Source organism: Brevibacillus sp. JNUCC-41, assembly GCF_014844095.1.
Lineage (GTDB): Bacteria > Bacillota > Bacilli > Bacillales > DSM-1321 > Peribacillus > Peribacillus aracenensis.
Genome location: NZ_CP062163.1, coordinates 859,336 through 880,777, shown reverse-complemented (window position 1 = coordinate 880,777; position 21,442 = coordinate 859,336). Strand labels below are relative to the sequence as shown.

Sequence of the window (21,442 nt, the reverse complement as noted above, 5' to 3'; positions counted from 1 at the left end):
GCGAAACAGTTATGGTTCCTTGATTTTTATAAACTTCTTACCCTTGTAAGTTGTTTGACTATTCTAAAAATACCCTTGACTTTATGGTGGATTGACGTAAGATAAAGTATATAGCCATAATGAACAGGTAGTTTTATCTAGCAAATACTACTCTGCCATCGCCTTAAATGGACTTGGTGATTTAAAAGATGAATTCTATAAATAACTGTCGAATCTAATAGACTTCGCCGCCCAGCGAAGCTAAACCTAGATCAAAAACCAGTTATATCAATGATTGCTTATTGATATGACTGGTTTTTTTTATTTCATCATGTTCCTTTTTTGGCTAAGAAAATCCAGCGGCTGACACTCTTTCACACAGTTCCATTAAGTGGTGAAAGGGATACGAAGCAATGTCAAAAGGTATGAATTTTTTAAAATCTTGTAGCAGGGGTGGGAATTAAATGATAGGTACGAAGCAAACTAGGCTCGCAATTGATGTAGGCGGAACATTTACGGATGTGTTCGTTTTTGATGAAAGCACGAAGGAGATTTCAATCACGAAAACGTCGTCGACTCCTCAGAATCCAGAAATCGGCATTTTGGATGGAATTGCAAAGGCGGAAATAGATTGTGAAAATATTAAAGTGTTTTCCCATGGTACAACAGTGGGCACCAATGCCTTGATTGAAAGGAAATTGCCAAAGACAGCATTGATCACATCCGCTGGATTTCGGGATGTATCGGAAATCCGCCGAGGAACCAAGCTTGAGTTATGGGATACATATGATGATGTAGCCAAACCGTATATACAAAGAAGAGACCGTTTTGAAGTGGAAGAGCGCATCGATTTTGCAGGGAATGTCTTGACTGAAATCAATGAAGAGGAAGTACGTACACTGGCAAGGAAATTAAAAAGACGCGGTACCGAATCCATTGCGGTTTGCTTCATGAACTCGTATGTAAATGGAAGCAATGAGGCGAAAGTGAAACAAATCATCCAGGAGGAACTCCCGGACGTCTATATATGCATTTCAAGTGAAGTCCTTCCTGAGATTTTTGAGCATGAGCGCATGAGTACGACGATCGTCAATGCGGTTTTAGGACCGACTGTCAGCAACTATATTAAAACCCTTGAAGGTGAAATGAATAAACGGGGGTATGAAGATGATATATTAGTGCTTCACTCCGGCGGAGGGGTAATGACATCCCAAACCGTACCCCGTTATGCGGCAAGGCTCGCAAGTTCCGGAATCGCTGCAGGTGCGATTGCCAGTAAACATATCGCCCAGCTTTGCGGGTTCAATAATGCCATTGGGCTGGATATGGGAGGAACGAGCACCGATATTTCCTTGATGCATGAAGGTGATTTACGGATTACTAAAGATTGGTATATCGAGTATGGATATCCGATCGGTTTCCCAAGTATCGAAATCTTGACGATAGGGGCAGGAGGAGGAAGCTTGGCTTGGGTGGATGAAGGCGGTTCTTTACGGAATGGCCCTCAAAGTGCAGGCGCGGTACCTGGACCTGCTTGCTATAGCAGGGGTGGCGTGGAACCGACCAATTCCGATGCCAATATTGTATTGGGACGACTTGGCACAAAACTATTGGATGGGCAAATGGAACTTGATAAACAAAAAGCGATAGAAGTCGTGGATAAGATCGCCAAGAAATTCGATTATACGATTGAAGAAGCGGCGAATGCCATCACACGGGTGGCCAATGCCAATATGTGTGATGCGCTAAGGCTGATTTCAGTCAGAAGGGGATACGATCCCCGCGACTTTGCACTTGTGGCTTTCGGAGGCGCTGGACCCTTACATGGAGCGTACCTCGCCAAGGAAATGGAAATCCCGACTGTCATCATCCCGCCGCATCCGGGTGTTGCCGCTGCAATGGGATGCCTGTTGGTCGATGTTCGTCATGATATATCCAAAACCTATGTCAAGAATGTCAAGGATGTATCGTTAATGGATTTAGAGAGGGAATTCATCGGAATGGAAAAAGAGGCCGCGGAGTTATTGCAAGAAGAAGGGGTCGCTAAGGAAGCTTCCACATTGGTGCGCTATATTGACATGAGGTATATGGGACAGTGGCGTTCTTTGGCGATTGAAGTCGATTGCCCGATTTCTTCATTGGAAGAGACCCTTGACCGTTTCCATCAAGAGCATGAACGGGAATTTTCTTTTTCCGATAAAGAACAGACCGTGGAAATTTACGGGCTGCTCGTTACGGCTATCGGAACTGTGCCAAAACCTGAATTTCCTACTTATGAACCAGGGGGCACACTTGCTGATGCCTTGAAGGAAACGCGGGATGTCTATTTCGAAGAGGAAGGGTATGTGAATACGAACGTGTATAACCGGGAACTCATTCCGGCCTTTTCTGAAATCCCGGGGCCTGCCATCGTGGATCAGCTTGATACAACGACTGTCATTCCGCCAAATTTCACGGCAAAAGTTGATCAATACAGAAACTTGATTCTTTCCCAAAATAAATAAAAAGAGGTGGATTTCATTGTCGAATAAACAGTTAATTGACCAATCTGGAGTTGGAACAGGTTTAGATCCGGTGACATTTGAAGTGATAAAGAATGGCTTCGTTAACCTTGTAGATCAAATGGCTGAACAAATCCTTCGGACATGCTATTCCTTCGTCATTTATAATCGGGATTTCAGTTGTGCGCTTTGTGATGCAGAAGGAAATACAGTCATGCAAGGGACGCAGGATATATCGGTCCATGTAGGAACACTGCATCTAACGGCAAAGGCGGTGCTCGAGGACTTCGGGGGTGATATCCATCCCGGGGACGTATTCTTGGTCAATGACCCGTATCGGGGCGGTACTCATTTCAATGATACACGGGTTCTCTTGCCAGTCTTTCATGAGGACAAGCTGATTGCGTTCATGCAGACGAATGGCCACTGGGCCGACATGGGCGGCTCGACACCTGGCTCCTTCGATATCAATGCCAAGGAACATTTCGGCGAGGGAGTGAGGATTCCGCCGCTAAGGATATATAGTAAAGGAACATTTTTAAAAGATGTGGTCAATGTGCTCGTTTCAAATATGCGCGTCCCTGAGGAACGAGTCGGCGATCTTCGTGCTCAAGTGGAAGCGGCCAAGGTAGGCGAGCGCCAGTTGTTTGCCATCATCGAGAAGTATGGAATCGATACGACTTTGTCTGCCTTTGCGGAAGTGCAGAATTATGTGGAGCGCTTGGCGAGGGCCAAGGTTGCGGCTTTACCGAATGGAACCTGGGAGACTGTGGATTATATTGATATGGACCCGGAAGCCGGAGACGGCCTGATTCCGATCAGGGTTAAGATGACCATCACGGATGACGAAATCCATTATGATCTTTCTGGTTCACATTCTTATATCGGCTGCTTTTTGAATGCCGGTTTCGGGGCATCTTTATCAGCAGCATACTCGGGAACCAAGACATTTTTTCCTGAAATCCCTTTGAACTCCGGCTTTTACAGAGTGGTGAAGATTGAACTTCCGGAAAACTCCGTCGTCAATGCCCCGGCACCGATTGCCGTAACCGGTTTTTGTTCAGGGGCCTATGAAAAAATCATGAGTGCGTGCTTCGAACTCTGGTCCAATATCATGCCGGAAAGAGCGATTGCATGCTCATTTAACCTGGAGTATTTACTTATCGGCGGTTGGGATCAACGCCAGGAGCAAGATAAATACTTCATGTGGTATGACTGGATGGCCGGCGGTCATGGAGGACGCCATGACCGGGACGGTGTGAACGCCACTTCGCCGACATTCGGTTTGGGTCTCAGTGTACAGCCTTGCGAAGGGCAAGAAAGACTGTCACCCGTCGTGACGATGAAGCATGAAATCATCACCGACTCTGCCGGGCCGGGGAAATACCGCGGCGGGTGCGGTGTAGAAAAGGGCGGTACACTCACGAATGTCAAAAACACCGTCATGTCCTATTGCTGTGACCGTTCCCGTTCAATAACATGGGGGATTTTTGGAGGGCTTCCTTCTTCCCCGCATGGAGCTTGGCTGAATCCTGGCAAAGAGGACGAACGCTATTTAGGTGCGATTTTCTCAAATGTGAAGGTGCAGCAAGGAGATTCCTTTGTACGCCCATCAGCTGGGGGCGGGGGACTGGGAGATCCGCTTGAAAGAAATCCCGAAGATGTCTTGGAAGATGTGATCGATGAATATGTTTCAATTGAGCGAGCCAAAAAAGATTATGGAGTCGTGATCAAGGAAATCGATAAAGATCTCGATTTATTTGAAATAGATGTTGAAGCAACGGAACAAGCTAGGTCGTATATCAGGAGCAACCGTAAACAATGGCTTGAGGAAAACGTACAAAGAGTCGAAGATAAATTCGCCGATGGAGAGCTGGATAGTCTGGATGTCATTCGCCAGTATGGTGTCATCATCGATTATGCAACGAATAAAGTCCTGCCAGAATCAACGAAACAGTTCCGTGAATCCATGAAAACCCGTTCATTGGCTTATTGGAAGTAACGTGAAAAAGGGTTCCGAATTCATTCGGAACCCTTGATTGTAGATAGAGCTAAGCCGAGGAGGCTCCCCGGCCGCCCGCGGAAAGCGAGCGCCTGAAGCGGAAGACAACCTTAATGGAAGCCCATCAATTCCTTCACTTGTTTACAATTATCTTTGGAAGTGAGCATTTCCAAGAGCGTAAAGGCAACATCGAATGCAGTGGAAGGATTGTAGGATGTAATGATATTGTCCGTGACGACAATCGGTTCATTAACGACAATCGCACCAAAATCTTTTAGCTGCCCTTGTCTCATACTGGTTGGATGGTTGTATGTAGTGGCTTTTCTTCCATTCAATATCCCGCTTTTTCCTAGTGGGAGAGAACCTACACAAATGGTTGCTATGATTTTGTTCTTATCATGAAAATGCTTGATCACATCAAGAAACCTCTGATCATAGGCATCCTCATAGAAACCGGCTTCTTCAAATCCTCCTGGAATGGCCAAAGCATCGTAGTCATCAAGGTTCACTTGATTGAGGGTCAATTCGGGCTGCACGATGAAATTCCATGTGCATTTCAATTGTTCATGAAGTCCAACCGTAACCAGGTCAGTCATACCATCACCCTCTAATTTATTCCAGCCCAATACATCTGTAAACACACTTGCTTCTACCGCTTCGAATCCATTGGATAGCAGCATCAATACTTTTTTCATCGTGAATCCCCCTTATTTATAGTTGTGTTTATTATATAAAAAGCAAATTCCCTAATACATAGAATAAATTATGTAATCATTTCATTTCTGTTTATTTTATAATGTATTTAGGTGAATTCTATTAACAATAAAAAGTGGGTGTGATTGAATTGGATCGAACGGATAAAAAGATACTTTCCTTGTTGGAGAATAATGGGCGCATGTCCATGAAAGAACTGGCACATGAGGTTTCCTTAACGGCTCCAGCAACGAAGGAACGGGTGAATAAATTAGAGGAAAGCGGAGTGATAAAAGGATATAAAACGGAAATATCACTTGAAAAACTTGATAGGCGCATAACGGCATTCATATTATTCGAAACGGATAGATGCAAAGACTTTTATCAATTTAGCTTGAACCATCCGGAAGTACTGGAATGCCACCGGTTAGCCGGTCAATACAGTTATTTGATTAAAATAAGTACATTTTCGATGGAAACGCTGGAAGGCTTCGTCGATGAAGCCATTAAATATGGGAAATCGTCCACCCATCTGATTTTTTCCTCCGCATCGAAGAATGTTTTTTCAGGCGAGGAGATGTAAGCAGGATTTAAATTATATGCTGTCTCAAACTCTTTAATATATAGCAATTAGCAGGAAAAAACTTCACCCATCTAGAAAGTAAATAGTAACAAAAATCACAGTTGGAGTTCAAAAAGGGAGTGGGGAAGAGTGAGTTTTGTTTATGAGGAAGAAAAGATAATGGAATTCCTTTTGCAGAATAAAAGTGAATTTGAAGAATATCTTTTATCTGAAGCTGTCAATGTCAGGGATAAAATTGAAGAAATTCTGCTGATTGGAAATGTCGACCTTTTGAATAATGCCCATAGGCTCATCCGTTATATAGTGGAACAGAATGAATCGGATATGATTGCATTTGCCGAACAAGAGGGAGTTACGTGGGCAACCCACTCTTTGACGCTTTCGTTCAAGCTGGAATGGATTCAGGCCATCCGCAGAACGCTTTGGACATTTCTTTATAAGTTCGAAAGTGCAAAAGTAGTCTTCAGTGAATCCAAAACCTTTTTTGAATTAGAGAAAAAAGTGAATGAAAAGGTTGATGTATTTCTTAAATCCTTTTTCGTCAGCTACTCCGATTACAAAGACAAATTGATTCTTGCTCAGCAAAGCTTGGTGGAAAATCTATCCGTCCCGATCATTCCAGTCACTTCCACTACCTGCGTCCTTCCGTTAATTGGGACAATCGATAATACACGTATACAGATAATCGAGGAAAAAGTATTGCAGGAGATAGGTGAACGGCGGATACAGACCTTGATCTTGGATTTATCCGGTATCATCGAAATGGAAGTTGAAATCATTAATGATTTATTGAAAATCCTCGATGGAACGGCAATGATGGGGTGTAAAGCTGTAGTGACTGGATTACGCCCTGAAGTGGTAACGAAAATGATCCGTTCAGGGGTCCAAATCGAGAATAGAGCTGAAACAAAGGGGACGCTGCAGCAGGCCTTGAAGGACTATCTTGTAGTCACCTAAAATAAGTGAAGTGGGAGTCGCCATGTTTTGGTGACTTTTTTTTGTAGGTAATTTGGAATATAAAGGAAATGGTTTTGCTGTTTTTTTCGACTCGGATAAGTAGATATGTATAGAAATTGACGTACAACGATACATTTATTCATTATGGGAACAAACTTTTACTGATTCTCGAAATGTAGGTATGTAGGAAACTAGGGAGATCACAGTAAATCAAGATCAAAGGATCGTTTGTAGGTGTAAAAAATTCCTAATGAAGGTTAGCCTGAAGCAGGTTAACTTTTTTTATTAATCGTTAAGTAGCGCCGACTATCCGCAAACACCCTCATTCTTATATGGTTTAAGATCCACTTCTGAATCTCCATCTTCTAAAAAAAAAACTTTGTGCCGACTTCTTCCCCTTACATTCCAACCAATAACACCTTTCTATAATTATAGTGAACTTTCTTTCTCACTTGATGCGTAAAAAAACAACTTGTAAGTACTAAAGAAAAGCAAAATCATGAGTTTCTTACATGGAGTTTCTTAAATGGAAACGCAAAAATCATTATTGAAACAATGTTTGAATTTTTAACTTATATAATGATTTTCATGAAGTTGAACCAAATACATGCAACCTTTCTTGTTCCTTTCCCTATCTCGATAACTTAGGAAATTCATTTTTATTGAAAGGCGCAAATATTCTAGTGATTGGCACCTTATGCATTAAAGGCATTGGGTAGCTTCGATATTTATGCAGCAGCCTATCAACCTACAACAGGAGGAATGAAGATGGTGAAAAAATAAGAGGTATGTTCATAGTTTTAAGGTCTTTGGAGAGGGATTCAAGAAAGATATTGTTGCAACTTCATTTATTAGGCATTTAAATCTTCATAAAAATTAAGGAGGAATTGAAAAAATGAATTTAAAAAAGGTTCTATTTAAAGGAATGGCAGCAACAGCCTTGCTGGTATTCGTGACGCCTGCATTTGCAAGCGCGGTTGATCCAACTGAAGTATTGGGAAGTGAAAACGGTAAAGGAGCCACTTCTCATGGCCATATCACAATAATGCCAGCAGATGAAACAAAAGGTCCAACTGACCCGATCGTTCCTAGTGAACCGGATGGGGAAACAGGAAATACAGGGGCGCTGACAATTGATAATGTCTCGCCTTTAGAATTTAATACCCACCAATTATCCGGTGGAGTTGTGGAATATTCAACAACTACAAAAAAACCAAACGTTCAAATAACGGATATTCGTGGTACTGGTGCTGGCTGGACATTACAAGTCTCGACTTCACCATTCAAGGATCTAACTGATGAAACGATGATTCTAAAAGGTGCCACTGTTACACTTCCAATCGGGACTGCAGTTACAACTCCAGGAAATGTTTCACCTGCACCAGAATTAAGGGAAGTACAATTAGGTACTGATTCTGAAGTAACTGCACCACAAATCCTTATGTCTGCTCAAAATTCAAAAGGAATGGGAACGTGGGTGGATCAATTTGATCCTAGCAACTTGAAAATAAATGTTCCTGCAGGAAACTTAGCTGGAGAGTATGTCTCAACATTAACTTGGAGTCTATTGGATGCACCACAATAATATAAAAAACCATGAGGTGAGGAAGATGAAAGCAATCACCCTGTCAATGGCAGGAAGTATGATTCTGGCTGGATTGATCTTTTCGACAAATTCAGCCGAAGCAGCTGTCGTAAATAGCGCTATTTCCAAAAATTATATTGATTTTATTCCGGATGAGGGTATTACCAAGCCGGTAGATCCGGTTAATCCAGATGAACCGGCTCCACCGAGTCCGATTGATCCTATAGATCCAGACAATGGCGGAACGGGAAATAGTGGATCTTTAACTTTGGACTATGTCTCCAACATCCAATTTGGAACCCAGAAAATTATGAGTGGGAACACTACATATAACGCAAATAATAAAGATCCATATGTACAAGTTTCAGATAAACGCGGAACGGGCGAAGGATGGGCTTTGACAGCAAAGGCTTCTGAATTAAAAAATAGCACTGGGGAGTCTTTACAGGGGGCTGAGTTAACATTCAAAAATGGACAAGTAAAATCACAATCATCAAATGTTTCTGAACCGCCAACGGCTTACGACGTTACATTTGATAACAGTGATTCAAAAAAATTCATGGAGGCACCTTTAGAAACTGGCCGCGGAACATGGCTGGACGTATTTTCAGGTTCTGACGGCGATAATAGTAATGTGCAACTTAAAGTTTTGGCTGGCTCAGCTGAAGCCGAAAGTTACAGTGGTACTGTAACATGGGAATTAACCAACGCACCTAGCTAAATACTCAAATAGAGCTTGGCTTTATAAGAAATTATGTAAGCCAAGTTCCATTAATATAGATCACATCATGTTGAAACTAGAGGGGGATATAGATGAAAAAAGGGCTATTTATTTTGATTGTGTCCTTATTGATTGGGTTAGGAATCATTTCCCAGAATGAAACAGCCTTTGCTGGGACCATGGAATATTCAATCAAAGCCAATATTCCAAAAAACCAAATCAATAAGAAGTTGACTTACTTTGACTTGTATATGAAACCGGGGGCCGAACAAACGATATCTTTAACAGTGAAGAATAACTCGAGTGAAAAAATCGACTTAATGATTGAACCGAATACAGCCGTAACCAATCAAAATGGAGTGATTGATTACAGTAAAAATAATCAAAAAAAAGATAGTTCATTAAAGTATGCATTAACTGATCTCATTTCCCCAAAACAAAAAGTAACGTTAAAAGGAAATCAAACGAAAAAAGTGCCTTTTACAATTCAAATGCCAGATGAACCATTTGATGGAGTGATTTTGGGTGGTTTCTATGTATATGAAATAAATCAAGGCGACAAAAAACAAGAAGATGATAATGTTCAAATCAACAATGAATTTTCGTATGTGATTGGCGTCAAATTGACCGAAACGGATAAAAGGGTAAAACCGAATCTAAAGTTAAATAAAGTTCAAGCAGGATTGATGAACTATCGCACAGTGGTAACTGCGAATCTGCAAAACACGGAAGCTGTGATTGTCAATAACTTGGATGTGAATGCCCGAATCACGAAAGAAGGAAACAGGAAGATGCTTCACTCTTCAGAGAAGAATGACGTTTCCATGGCACCGAATTCTAATTTCGATTTCCCTATTAGCTGGGATAATCAAGCTTTAGAGCCTGGCAAATATCATATATATATAACGGCAAAAGACGGAGATCAAACCTGGAAATTTGACAAAATGTTTGAGATTAAAGGTGATGATTCAAAGAAATTAAATAAAGAAGCAGTTGAATTGGAAAAAGACTATACACTTTTTTTTGCAGGAATCGGCGTGCTAATTGCGGTATTAATCATATTGGTCATTATTTTACTAAGAAGGAAAAAAAGCGGGGAAAAGCATGAAGAAGAGTAAAATATTCACTAGAATCACTTTCTCATTTCTCATTATTATGGGCTTGTTTTTTTCAAGTCTTCAATGGCTGGGGCCAGTGGACATTCAAGTGGAGGCAGCCGGTCCAGTAGAAGATAATCCTCCATCCAGTATTATATTGGATGGCCTGTTTACGACTCCATCAACAGGATCAAATAGCTCCATCATTAACGATCAACTGGTTTCAGTAACCCCTGGAACGGCAAATCAAAAGGGGGCAATTTGGTCAATCGACGATCTTAAAATGGATTTAACTAAAGATTTTACAGCCTCCATGTATTTGTATTTTGGAAATAATGGGAATAATGCGGCAGATGGTATGGCATTTGTGATGCATAATGATTCAAGAGGTGTAAATGCTATTGCAAAATCTGGGGCAAGCTTGGGGGTTTGGGCAGACGAAGGCTATAATGGATCGAAAACATCTGGCATTCAAAAAAGTTTTGCTGTTGAGTTTGATACCTATAAAAATAACGGTGATCCTAGCTATTTTGATACTAATGTTAACGATGACCATGTTGCATGGGGGTATCCAGGGGAAACCGATACTTATATAGATTATACCTTTGGTGTTTGGCCGTTACAGAGTAATAGGAGAACCATGAAACATAATAACGTAGATGGTAATACTGGCGTTCAGTATCCTGGTCTGTTATCAAATGGTACATGGCGTAAATTCGAAGTGAAATGGGATGCTGCAAGCCAAGCACTCACGTATCAATTAGAAGGAGTAAATCCAGTTACTGTTGCTGTAAATGCACAAGATGTTTTTGGCTCTACAAAAGTTTATTGGGGATTCACTGGTTCAACAGGCCCTACTTACAAGCAAACCAATCGTGTCGCTTTTGATGAAATACCGGATTTAGTAAATGCAGAAGTTGAGCAAACGATAACGAGACAGGATGATTCTGTTGTCGGAGAGGGCTCTTCAGTTTTTAAAGGTGATGTATTAACCTATACGCTTTATTCGAAATATAACGGTGGTTTACAAAATTGGAAAAATATCATCTTGAACACGGTCTTGAATGATCATGTTACGTTTATCCCAGGCTCTATGACATTGACAACCCCTGGTGAGACTGCAGCATTAGATGATAATTCGTGGTCAGGGCAATCCTTGGCACTTAGTATTCCAAATATGAATTCCACTCAAAATGCAGCGACCGTCTCTTTTCAAGTGAAAGTCAATGCAACAACGGAAGCTGCCTCAGTTACTGAAACAGCTAGGTTTAATGGAGATAACTTGGTGATTGATACCAATTCAATTGATTATGTCATCCAGCCTAATCAAGCACCAGAAGTAGCAATAAATGATGCTGGCCCTGTTTACGTATCCGAAGGTGAAGATTATGAAGTGACAGGAACTTGGAAAGACAGTGATAATTCTAAAGGCACTTTTTACTATGAATTGAATTCAGAGGAAATCCAATCTGAAGAAAAAGAGAAAGATGTGTCTCCCGATAGTGCCGACTGGAGTTTTCTCCTTTCAAAAGACCAATTACATATGGGGGAAAACACTTTTGAAGTGTATGTAACGGATGAAAATGGAGCAAAGTCCAATGTAGCAACGCTACAAATCATTGTTGTAGAACCGCCATCTCTTACACTGGTTGATGCTGATACGGAAATACCTATTGATTTAGGAAGTGGCTACACAATAAAAGGGACATGGAGTGATGCAGATAGTGACAAAGTGGACCTATACTATGTGCTGGATAAAGGTGAGCCAATTAAATTTGCATCTGGTTCAGCAAATGTTGCTGATAAAGGGGAAGAAGTCAGCTACGAGTATACCATTCCAGCAGATCAATTATCAGTAGGGACACATGCTGTAAATGTTTATAGTGTGGATGATACTGGTAGACAATCGAACGTGGAAAAACTCACCTTGAACGTCATTGGACAAGTTAGTTTCACCAATGTTGCAACGGATGTTAGTTTTGCAGACATAGAAATTCCTACTCAAGCGACATTTGCAAAACGAAATGCCGATTGGGATATTCGCGTGAAGGATACTCGTGGTACCGGTAGTTCGTGGCGGCTGACGGCTACTTTAAGTGAAGATTTTTCTGATGGAGCTGGACATTATTTATTAGATGCCTTAACTTTTGTTGATAAAGTTGGAAAAGAAGAAAAAATGGTACTAGGAGTTGCCATGAATGTTTTTGAACATACAACCAAAAGTATGGATGAGATATCCATACATTGGCGAGAAAATCAGGGAATATTATTAAAAATGGAACCTTTTGTCTATATAGGTGATTATAAGGGGAGGATTAAATGGGATTTAGTGGATGCGCCATGAAAAATAAAGACTATGGTTAATAATTTTTTAGATGATCGAATAAAACCAAATCAAACGTGTTCTTCTCCTTTTTTAAAGTGACGATAAGTGAATTTAAATTGAACGAGCCGACGAAGCTGATAGAACATTGTCTATCGTTTGAATGGACGACTTTACAAGGCTCAAGGGATGTCCAATTGGGCATGTCTGTTAATTTGCGTCAGGCATGCTCATTTCGTAGCTAGCTAAAACATCCTATGCATACGGTTGGGTCTAGTTAAAATCTAGTTTCAAAATCGGGCAAGTGTACCTGATTTATTTAAAATGAAAAATGTAAAAAGCTCGGTTTCGCTTTTTCTTGTACACTAGCTCCTAATAGACAGCTCATTTTCGTTTTAATAAGTTGGTAAGCCCTTCGATGCATACTGGCTTCCTCTAAACGTGAATGAGGCTTTTTTTGTATATTCCTTTTCTAAAGAAGTGAGTATAGGAAACCTGTATAGCCCTTATGATCGGTCAATATAGGTTTCCTTTTTCTTACATATAGATCCTTACTGCGCTTCTCTAAAACGTTCATAGCACTTAGTTCCGGAGAAAGGTTTCCACTGAATAAAAGTCTCCTTCTTTATGATCTTTATACATTTAATCCAATTATTTAGATCCGAGTTTGGAATAGAGGATTCTTTTTCTTCTTGCAGCAGGAAATCATTTTAATGACCTTATTGGGTAGGTTCAAAAGCGGTATATAACAATTCATATTTGAACTAGTGTTCCAAGAAAAAAAAGGTGCAGATAAAAATGGGATTATTCAGGGAGTTTACTTAAGTATTTAATGGGTATAAGGTAAATGCATTTAGGGCTAAGGTCTTATTTTAAGTGGAGAAGTAAGAAGAGGTGATAGTATGAATCGATTTTATAAACGTTATTCAGACGTGGTTTTTCACTTATTTAAAGATAATAAATGGAGTAATTTGACTGAATTATCTGATAAAACGGGGTATTCAAAAAGTACAATCCGGCGTGATTTAAAATTCCTGGAGACTTTAATCCCCGAGGGATGGGGTTTTGAGAAAAGTGAAAGTCTTGGAATATGTCTTATTAAACCTGAAAATGGTACTTTAGAAAGTTTATTAGTGCAAATAAGAGAGAAGAATTCCTATTTTCACATATTAAAGTTAATCCTTTTGAATGATGGTGTTGATATTTCACAGATTTCTCAAGAGGTGCATATTAGTCGTTCCACCGCATATCGTCATCTTGAAAAATTACAGGAGGTAGTACGGGAAGCAGGCGTTGACTTATCTGCTAGCCCATTCAAAATAGTAGGAGATGAAAAAAAAATCCGACGCTTTATCATGCAAAATTTGGATTTTGCGACATTGGAAACCTATCCCGATAAAGATTCTCTCGATGAAAAGGAATTTCAAACAACTTTACTTCAATTGTTTTCAAAACATTCGATGTCATTTCGGACTGGTGCCTTACACCGACTTACAATGATTTTATATATATCTAACCTTCGTGTTTCCATGGGTTATTTCGTTTCATATCCAAAATCAGTCTTAATTAATTATGAAGGCAGTAAGTATTTTGAATTCTCCAAAGAACTAGGACATTATATGGAAAGATGCCCCACACGAGATATCCAGCTTCAGGAAATATTTTACTTAGCGATTTATCTCATGAGTGAGGAAAAACCACTTAATAGATCACAACATCTTCGATACCTTCGAAACAGAATGAAAAGTAAACGAGGGTTTCCATTGACTCAATTTTTAGACTCCCTTTCTGAATATGTTTGTTTTAATCTATCACAAGATGATATCTTCTTGTTTCATTTATACCAAACATTAAAAAGAATATCACTTGAAACAGAATTTGAAATGGAGACTGTAAGGAATTCCATGTTTCAATATCTTCCATATTTCGAATATAATCCAATTTTTCAGACCATAGAGGAACTGGCTACTAAATCTTTCTTGACAGTTCCGCTTAAAATTAAGAAACTGGATGTTTTGGAAATATTCTCACTCCTTCAGGCAGCCATTTTACGAAATAAGAATCAACACACAATAATAGTTGCTTTAGTATGTCGTACATATACCGAAAAAGATTATATAAGGGAAGTGTTAAAGTATCACTACGGAAATCAAGTTAGAATTTCAACATTCGATCCCTCCAGCAGAGAGTTGATTCACAAGTATGAAGAGATTGATTTAATCATTTCGACGGAAGAAGACATCGGTGTATTTCAGAAAATTCCGGTAATTAAGGTATCCTCTTTTCCAACTCCTTCGGAATTAATGCAAATTAAACAATTTTTTGAAGATCATTTTTTTGACCAATTCAGTATGGACCCGGGATTGATTTATCCATATCAAAAAATGAATTCCGTTGTTAAATGATTCACTATGCAGAAAAACAGATTCGACTTTATTTTGCACAAACGAATGCTACCAACGGCAGGGAAACATTGGTAAAGAGGGAGTGCCCAAGAAACGGGTATTCTTAGGTACTCCCTCTTTACCAGGGGTTTCACTTCAGCAAAGAATACACATATGTATCATGAGGGATACTGTTTTGGTAAATATAACTCCTTAATATTCCTTCCTGGATGAAACCCAGCTTAAGCAAGAGCTCACTTGATGGATGGTTTTCCAGGAAAACGACCGCGCCAATGCGGGTTAAATCAAGGTCGTTGAAACCGTAAGCGATCATTTCTTTAAGAGCTTCTGACGCAAATCCTTTCCGCCAATGTGCTGGATGGAGTTCATAACCGATTTCCGCCCGTCTGTATTTGGGACTGTGGGCATGAAAACCGATGGTACCAATCAATTCCCTTGTGTCCTTTCTTTCAATCCCCCATCGGATAGCTCTTTTTTCAAGATAGTTTTTTGCAAAAGACGCAATGATATCCTTCGCCTGTTCGATATTTTCCAATGAATCCTGGCCGTAAAAGCGGGTGACTTCATCTTTTGATAAGCATTGGAAAACCGCTTCTGCATCACTTTCACGAATTTCCCGAAAGCGTAACCTTTCCGTGTTCAATTCAGGAAACATGTTTATCCCTCCTCATATATCCGTTTTATGTCTATTCGGCTTCCTCGATGGTTTTTCCTTTATTATGAAGCGCCTATTTTGCCGGTATTTTCAGTGGTAATCGGACAAGCTAACAATAGTTCAACATAAATAGCTTTCAATAAGGGGAGATAAATCATGGGAAAAAAACATCGTAACCGTACTGGTTCACCGAAAAAAAATAACCATATTCCGAAAGCGGACATCATTGCAGAACATGAAGCACATGGTAAAGAATATTCTGCGAATAAACGAAAGAACGGCCCTGGTTCCAATACAGATTGAGTAAACTTGGTGACCGCTCTTGCCTTTAAAGGGAGAGCGGTTATTTGTGTTTCTTGCCACAAAAGGATCCATCCTATATCTTAAAGAATGAAGAAGCATTTGAAGGGAGTCAGGATGATGAAAGCACTTGTCTTTGATGATTTCGGCAGGCCCGAAGTTCTGTCTGTAAGGGAAATTGCAGAACCTGAACATTCAAGATCAGCCGTGATCGTACGAATGAAAGCAATCGGATTGAATTTTGCCGATGTATATAGAAGGAAAGGGAATTATCACTTGGTGGGTGATCCCCCATTCATTCTAGGGTATGAGGGGGCAGGGGTCATCGAATATGTGGGGGAAGATGTCCATCATGTGAAAGCCGGTGATCGTGTCGGGTTCGCTGATGTTCCCCATGCCAATGCGGAGCTGGTTTCAGTTCCAGCTGATAAACTGTTGCCTCTGCCTGAGGACATTTCCTTTGAAACGGCCGCATCCGTTTTACTTCAAGGATTGACTGCCCAATATTTAACCCATGACAGTCATCAAGTTAAAGCAGGTGAAACCATTCTGGTCCATGCCGCTGCTGGTGGAGTCGGTCAATTACTGACACAAATGATCAAGATGAAGGGCGGTCAGGTCATCGGCTTGACCTCAACCAATGATAAAGCGGCGGTTGCCAAACAAATGGGAGCGGCTCATGTTTTCCTTTACGGTTCGGACTGGGTGGATTCCATCAAGGCTGTAACAGGGGGGAAAGGCGTTGATGTTGTTTATGAATCAGTGGGCCAAACCTTGATGGATAGTTTCGAGGCGACCAAGACTGGAGGAACGGTTGTATTTTTTGGAATGGCAGGCGGTGATCCAGAGAAAATCGATCCAAGAATGTTAATGGATTCATCGAAAGCATTGATAGGCGGAGACCTTTGGAACGTCCTGACTACCCATGAAGAACGGACAAGAAGAACAGGAGAGCTGTTCCAATGGATTCTGTCCGGGGAAATCCTCATCAAGGAACCGACTCTTTTCTCTTTGGAGAATGGGGCGGATGCACATAGACTTCTTGAAAGCCGGAAAAGTTCAGGGAAAATATTATTAATGCCATAACAAGTCATAAGGGCCTTCCATTCTAAATGGGGCCCATTTCTTTTTATAGCCTGCCTGGATTCAACACCTTATTCATACTGATGTTCAAAACCTTTTTCAGTTCCTTTATATAGACCCATTCTTAGACCCTTAGAATAACTCCGGATAAATGCCCTTGCCCAGGCAGGGGTCATGGCCTGCCTTCAAAAAAAACTGCTGCCCAAGTTCCCTTATCCACAAGGTCCATAGGCAATACACGAGTTCAGGGGAGAAATCCACAATGTGCCAATCACCAAACCCAATCGTCAGTCTGCAATTCACAGTCGGCCTTCGTTACAAGCAAAAAAGAGAACGGATCCGTTCTCTTGGAAAACAAATGACCTATTAAAAGGCTTAAACCGGGTGATTATTTAAGAGGAAAAGGGGAGAACGTCGAGACGCTCCTTTTGGATCGCGAAATAGGATTGGAGGGTTTCCTTTTTCTTAGTGAGAGGGAAGTTCCGGACAGTCGGGGCCACTGCATGATTGCCGAACTTAAGAAGCACGGTCAACAGCCTGTCCAACTGGTCATATGTATCGTTTCTAATGCGCGTCATATATTCGGCCGCGACCTGCTTATCAGCATCGGTACTTTTCCTTTTTCCTTCTGCCCGGAATTCTTCTGTCACTGTCTTTACACGGGAAATGAGCCATGTTTCGCACCAGTCGTTCAGCACATGGCGGATGAAGTCTGCTTGTTGGTACTTTTGGAGAATGGGTTTGATATGTTCAGCCATTTCCAAATCATTCACTTCCCGGCAGAGAGCTTTCTCGGAGATGTTTCTATGAAAATGATCGCGTTCAAGCAGGCTTTTGATGGATTCTGCCTGGTGGGCATACTTGACCATCTGTTCCAATGTTTCATTGTACATGATCTTGCTTAAATAAGCAGAGGCTTGTTTTGGGGCAAGAAGTAACTGCTCATTGGCAGGAATCGCCTGGCCAAATTTCTTAAGAGAATGAGAATAGACGAAACGGGCTAACTTCTGCAGTTCCTTTTGGATATCATTGGAGATGTTTGTCGTTTCCTGCAGAAATGAACGGAAAATATATTTGCCTACCCGTTCCAATTCCCTGCATACAGAATCATTGATATGCCCGAGGTAGCCAGAATCAAAAATCGTTCTCCGCAACCATGTCCTTTCCGCCCTATTCTCCTTATACTGCTCCAACACGCCTTCGGTAAAGGTGAATACCAGAACTTCTTTCTTTGAAAAAGCCCTGCTCGCAAAAGAAATCGTCACTAAATGGCCTAAAGCGTCATGGATGGCATCGACTGCATCTAACAAGCGCTTCCTCGTAAATGGCGAATTGGAATCAGGAACGATTTCATTATATTCGAATAGAACTTCTTCAGACTTCAAAACGGACATTCGGAAAGCGCCCATCAGCAGCAGCCGTTTTCCATGAATCGTTAAGGTTTTGAAAGCATCGCAATAAAAGAAACGGTATTTCTTGCAATAACGGTCCGTATGCCTGTTATAGCCAAGATTACTTGCAGGACCAAGGTTAAACTTATATAAAATATCTTCACCTTGATGAACAGGCACAAACACTTTTTTTAGTGATCCTTGTGGTGCGGTGAATTTATTGATGATCTGCCTTAAGTACTTTTCTGTCGTTCCGACTCCCCGGGCCATCATATGAAGCGGGCTCTGGATGACCCCGTCCCAATCACTGTGGAGCAAGGCGTACAAACACGTATCGAATTCAGTGGAAGATACATTCCTTAATAGGTATTGGTAAGTTTCTTCATAAATCATAAGGCTTCGCCCCCTTTGGCATCCTATTCTAGAGTCTATATAAACATTAAATCGATAAAAGTAGCATCGTTGGAGCAAATAATATTGGTAGTTTTTTTTTCGTTATTTCGATATATAAAAAAATAGTAAAATAGTTGTACAAAAGTGATAAAATGGGTATATGGAAACGCACATGACAAGGAGAGATTTTTAAAACTATGATAATTTCACTACTCGTTTTCATCTTGAAAGGAATTTTATTGAAAGTGCCAATTGCCATATTGGGGCTTTCCTTGATTCCGCAGAGATGGACAAACGCAATCACCAAAAAGGAGATACCTTTTTTCATTGAACAGGTGCTGAGACTTTTAGTTTCTGCTACCATACTTTTTTTCGTTATCGATATCATGCTGCTGGATCTCACTGCCGCTGCATTCTTTTCGAGTTTTGCCCTTATACTTGGGTTCATTCTCATCATCGATTCAAGAATTTATGTGTTCAGTGCCAGTGAATCTTCAAGCACCCGACGGAATCGGAGGGGAAATGAAGCAGCAAAGCAACCAAAAATACCTTGGAACGTACACTTCAACAGTTTGCTAGGTGTCGTTTTGATAGCAGCATGGGTCATCATGCTGTTTTACCCCATCACTTTTGCCGCTGATCTGCATGGACTGGCGAAAGTCGATAAGAAAAAAGAGCTGGAAGAAGTTCAAGATATAAAAACCATGCCGCTTGTGACAGTGAAAATGGCTGACGCAAAAGGCGATGCAGCGATTAATAAAATAGAAAATGCATCATATTTCACTGAAGGCGAATACCGTCTAACCAATATCAATGGTGAATTGGCTTATACATCACCCATTGAAATGGACGGGTTTTTGAAAGCGGGGAAAGCGGAATACACACCAGGTTATAATCTGATTTCCGCCGTATCGACAGATAAAGGGGCAAGTACTGTCAAAGGGAAGATGCTGTATGCCCCCTCACAGTACCTCGATCATGATTTGGAAAGAACGATCCGCAAGGCTTATCCGAATAAAATCATCCATGATTCATATTTGGAACCGAACGAAGATGGAAAGCCTTTCTTCGTAGCTTCAGTCGGACATTATTTGAAATATCGCAGCGGTCCCGTAGTGGACGGGGTCGTATTGGTGAATCCGGAAACGGGGGACACGAAATACTATCCTAAGGGAAAAGAACCTAAATGGGTAGATCGGACATACACATTGGAAACAGCACTGGAATATTGGACCTACTGGGGAAAATATGTTCACGGGTGGAAGAACCAGTCCTTGATTGGGCCGAAGAAAGATGTCCTGATTCCTAATGAGGATAATATGCAAGTTACGTTTAACGAAAAAGGCGAATTGATTTATGTAGTGGACTTCACCAGGGCTAAATCAAAAGGCAACTCCAAAACCCTTGTAGGTTATGGTGTTTTCAATGCCAAAACCGGTGAAATGACGTACTATAAAGGCGTCACGTCCGTTCTGACTGGTAAGGAGGCAAAGTCCAACGCAAATGCGAGTGAGTTTTTGTCAAAATATCCAGGGTGGAAAGCCACTAATGGAATTTTCTATACGATATACGGTGCTCCCACTTATGTGATTCCGGTTACAAAGGGCAGCAAGTTCCAAGGTGTGGCGATCGTTTACGCCAATAGTGATAACCCCCAAGTGGTCTTTGGGAAAACGAAAGACGAAGCTTTCCGCAATTATAAAAAGCTGATTGCCTCTTTAGGGAAAGTCAGCGGTGTGACGCCTCAAAAAGGATTTGAGATGAAAGAAATAAAGGGGAAAGTTACAAGGATCAATGATGCCAATCTTTCAAATGGATACGTATTCTATTTAATTGTAGAAGGCAATGCCAAGAGATTCTCGGTGGACCCTGGAGTCAATGAGCTATCCGATGTTGTGTTGACGAATGTAGGGGACCGGGTTGTGCTGAAGGTGATGGATATGGAAGAAGACATCGTTCCAGTCGATCAATTCACGAATCTGGACTTACCGAAGAAATAAAAGCATGATTGAAGCATGAAAAAAAGCATTGTTATCAGCAATGCTTTTTTTCATGTCTCCGAATGATTGTCATTATAAGTCCGATAAATTGAATGAATGGATGGATTCCATATAATATCCTTTTTGAATGACGGCTTTTATTGCGAAGTGCACATTTATCCGTTTCCGCACCCGGTACAGCAGTGAAGCGATTTCTTCTGCCGTCACAATTTGCTCGGGATCACCGACTCTCTCTGGCCATACTTGCTGGACAATCTCTTCCTTTGAAATTAGGTTGTCCAAATTTTCATAAAGCAGCTTAAAGCAATTGAATTCCTTTGTCGGCATTTTAATGGGTGCTTCTTCATTGATGATCACGGTCTGAAGGTGCTCATTGATAGTGACGGTTTGCTGGAACTCGGGGTTCACCGGAGTGAAATCCCTTGTTAAATCGTTGTCGATGGAAATCATGAATTCAATCAGTCCATTTATCAAAGTAATCGAATCTCCCGGCTCAATGCGACAGGGATTGCCCGGTACGAGCGGCATCTGGTTCACCGAGGTACCGTGTTTGCTTGCCAAATCCTCAATGAAGAGCTGTCCCTCCTCCATATAAATCCGGCAATGTTCCCTGGAAACGAAGTCATTGTAAAGCTTGAAATCAGCTTTGGAGTGCTGGCTTGCACGGCCGATCAGCAAGCTTTTCCCTTCAAAAACATAAGCGAATTCCTCTGTTTGGCCTTTGTGCAAGGCTCTTAATACAACCTTGAAAGTTTTATAGATCATTCACTTCAT

At 41.1% G+C, this 21,442-nt stretch carries 16 protein-coding genes; 12 read left to right on the top strand and 4 right to left on the bottom strand.

What is annotated here, in order from left to right:
* Window positions 1-443: 443 nt before the first annotated feature.
* Complete coding sequence (locus tag JNUCC41_RS04300) at window positions 444-2,483, top strand: hydantoinase/oxoprolinase family protein (protein ID WP_192206533.1); 2,040 nt, start codon at window positions 444-446, stop codon at window positions 2,481-2,483.
* A 16-nt stretch (window positions 2,484-2,499) separates the two neighbouring features.
* Window positions 2,500-4,482, top strand: coding sequence for a hydantoinase B/oxoprolinase family protein (locus JNUCC41_RS04295; RefSeq protein WP_228467535.1), 1,983 nt, complete (start codon window positions 2,500-2,502; stop codon window positions 4,480-4,482).
* Between the two features lie 110 nt (window positions 4,483-4,592).
* On the opposite strand, the gene JNUCC41_RS04290 is transcribed toward JNUCC41_RS04295, so the two are convergent.
* Window positions 4,593-5,177: a DJ-1/PfpI family protein gene (locus JNUCC41_RS04290; RefSeq protein WP_192206532.1), complete on the bottom strand. Its 585-nt coding sequence runs from the start codon at window positions 5,175-5,177 to the stop codon at window positions 4,593-4,595.
* A 149-nt stretch (window positions 5,178-5,326) separates the two neighbouring features.
* On the opposite strand from JNUCC41_RS04290, the gene JNUCC41_RS04285 reads away from it, so the two are divergent.
* The 7 genes from JNUCC41_RS04285 (at window position 5,327) to JNUCC41_RS04255 (ending at window position 14,846) form a co-directional block, all read left to right on the top strand.
* Window positions 5,327-5,758, top strand: a complete 432-nt coding sequence (locus JNUCC41_RS04285; RefSeq protein ID WP_192206531.1) for an Lrp/AsnC family transcriptional regulator — start codon at window positions 5,327-5,329, stop codon at window positions 5,756-5,758.
* A 129-nt stretch (window positions 5,759-5,887) separates the two neighbouring features.
* Complete coding sequence (locus JNUCC41_RS04280) at window positions 5,888-6,715, top strand: STAS domain-containing protein (RefSeq protein ID WP_228467534.1); 828 nt, start codon at window positions 5,888-5,890, stop codon at window positions 6,713-6,715.
* Between the two features lie 895 nt (window positions 6,716-7,610).
* Window positions 7,611-8,300 (top strand): WxL domain-containing protein, encoded by a 690-nt coding sequence (locus JNUCC41_RS04275; RefSeq protein WP_192206530.1) that lies wholly within the window; start codon window positions 7,611-7,613, stop codon window positions 8,298-8,300.
* 25 nt (window positions 8,301-8,325) lie between these two features.
* On the top strand, window positions 8,326-9,021 hold the full coding sequence (locus JNUCC41_RS04270) for a WxL domain-containing protein (protein ID WP_192206529.1): 696 nt from the start codon (window positions 8,326-8,328) through the stop codon (window positions 9,019-9,021).
* Between the two features lie 92 nt (window positions 9,022-9,113).
* Window positions 9,114-10,139 carry a WxLIP family cell surface protein gene (locus tag JNUCC41_RS04265; protein ID WP_192206528.1) on the top strand — a complete coding sequence of 342 codons (1,026 nt, stop codon included), beginning with the start codon at window positions 9,114-9,116 and terminating at the stop codon, window positions 10,137-10,139.
* Window positions 10,126-12,462 carry an L-type lectin-domain containing protein gene (locus JNUCC41_RS04260; RefSeq protein ID WP_192206527.1) on the top strand — a complete coding sequence of 779 codons (2,337 nt, stop codon included), beginning with the start codon at window positions 10,126-10,128 and terminating at the stop codon, window positions 12,460-12,462. Before JNUCC41_RS04265 ends, JNUCC41_RS04260 begins: the two co-directional genes overlap by 14 nt.
* Window positions 12,463-13,343: 881 nt before the next feature.
* On the top strand, window positions 13,344-14,846 hold the full coding sequence (locus tag JNUCC41_RS04255) for a BglG family transcription antiterminator (RefSeq protein ID WP_192206526.1): 1,503 nt from the start codon (window positions 13,344-13,346) through the stop codon (window positions 14,844-14,846).
* Window positions 14,847-14,976: 130 nt separating this feature from the next.
* Here JNUCC41_RS04255 and JNUCC41_RS04250 read toward each other — a convergent pair whose 3' ends face one another.
* Window positions 14,977-15,501, bottom strand: coding sequence for a GNAT family N-acetyltransferase (locus tag JNUCC41_RS04250; RefSeq protein ID WP_192206525.1), 525 nt, complete (start codon window positions 15,499-15,501; stop codon window positions 14,977-14,979).
* Window positions 15,502-15,657: 156 nt separating this feature from the next.
* On the opposite strand from JNUCC41_RS04250, the gene JNUCC41_RS04245 reads away from it, so the two are divergent.
* Both JNUCC41_RS04245 and JNUCC41_RS04240 read left to right on the top strand, forming a co-directional pair.
* Window positions 15,658-15,804, top strand: a complete 147-nt coding sequence (locus JNUCC41_RS04245) for a hypothetical protein (RefSeq protein WP_141994063.1) — start codon at window positions 15,658-15,660, stop codon at window positions 15,802-15,804.
* 117 nt (window positions 15,805-15,921) lie between these two features.
* Window positions 15,922-16,887, top strand: a complete 966-nt coding sequence (locus JNUCC41_RS04240) for a quinone oxidoreductase family protein (RefSeq protein WP_192206524.1) — start codon at window positions 15,922-15,924, stop codon at window positions 16,885-16,887.
* Window positions 16,888-17,276: 389 nt separating this feature from the next.
* Here JNUCC41_RS04240 and JNUCC41_RS04235 read toward each other — a convergent pair whose 3' ends face one another.
* Window positions 17,277-18,668, bottom strand: a complete 1,392-nt coding sequence (locus JNUCC41_RS04235; RefSeq protein ID WP_192206523.1) for a hypothetical protein — start codon at window positions 18,666-18,668, stop codon at window positions 17,277-17,279.
* Window positions 18,669-18,865: 197 nt separating this feature from the next.
* Here JNUCC41_RS04235 and JNUCC41_RS04230 point away from each other — a divergent pair, with 197 nt between their 5' ends.
* The gene (locus JNUCC41_RS04230) at window positions 18,866-20,668 is read left to right on the top strand and encodes a hypothetical protein (RefSeq protein ID WP_192206522.1); all 1,803 of its coding nucleotides are present in this window, start codon (window positions 18,866-18,868) and stop codon (window positions 20,666-20,668) included.
* A gap of 72 nt (window positions 20,669-20,740) precedes the next feature.
* Here the strand turns inward: JNUCC41_RS04230 and JNUCC41_RS04225 are convergent, their stop codons facing one another.
* Window positions 20,741-21,433: an FHA domain-containing protein gene (locus tag JNUCC41_RS04225; protein ID WP_192206521.1), complete on the bottom strand. Its 693-nt coding sequence runs from the start codon at window positions 21,431-21,433 to the stop codon at window positions 20,741-20,743.
* Window positions 21,434-21,442: the final 9 nt, after the last annotated feature.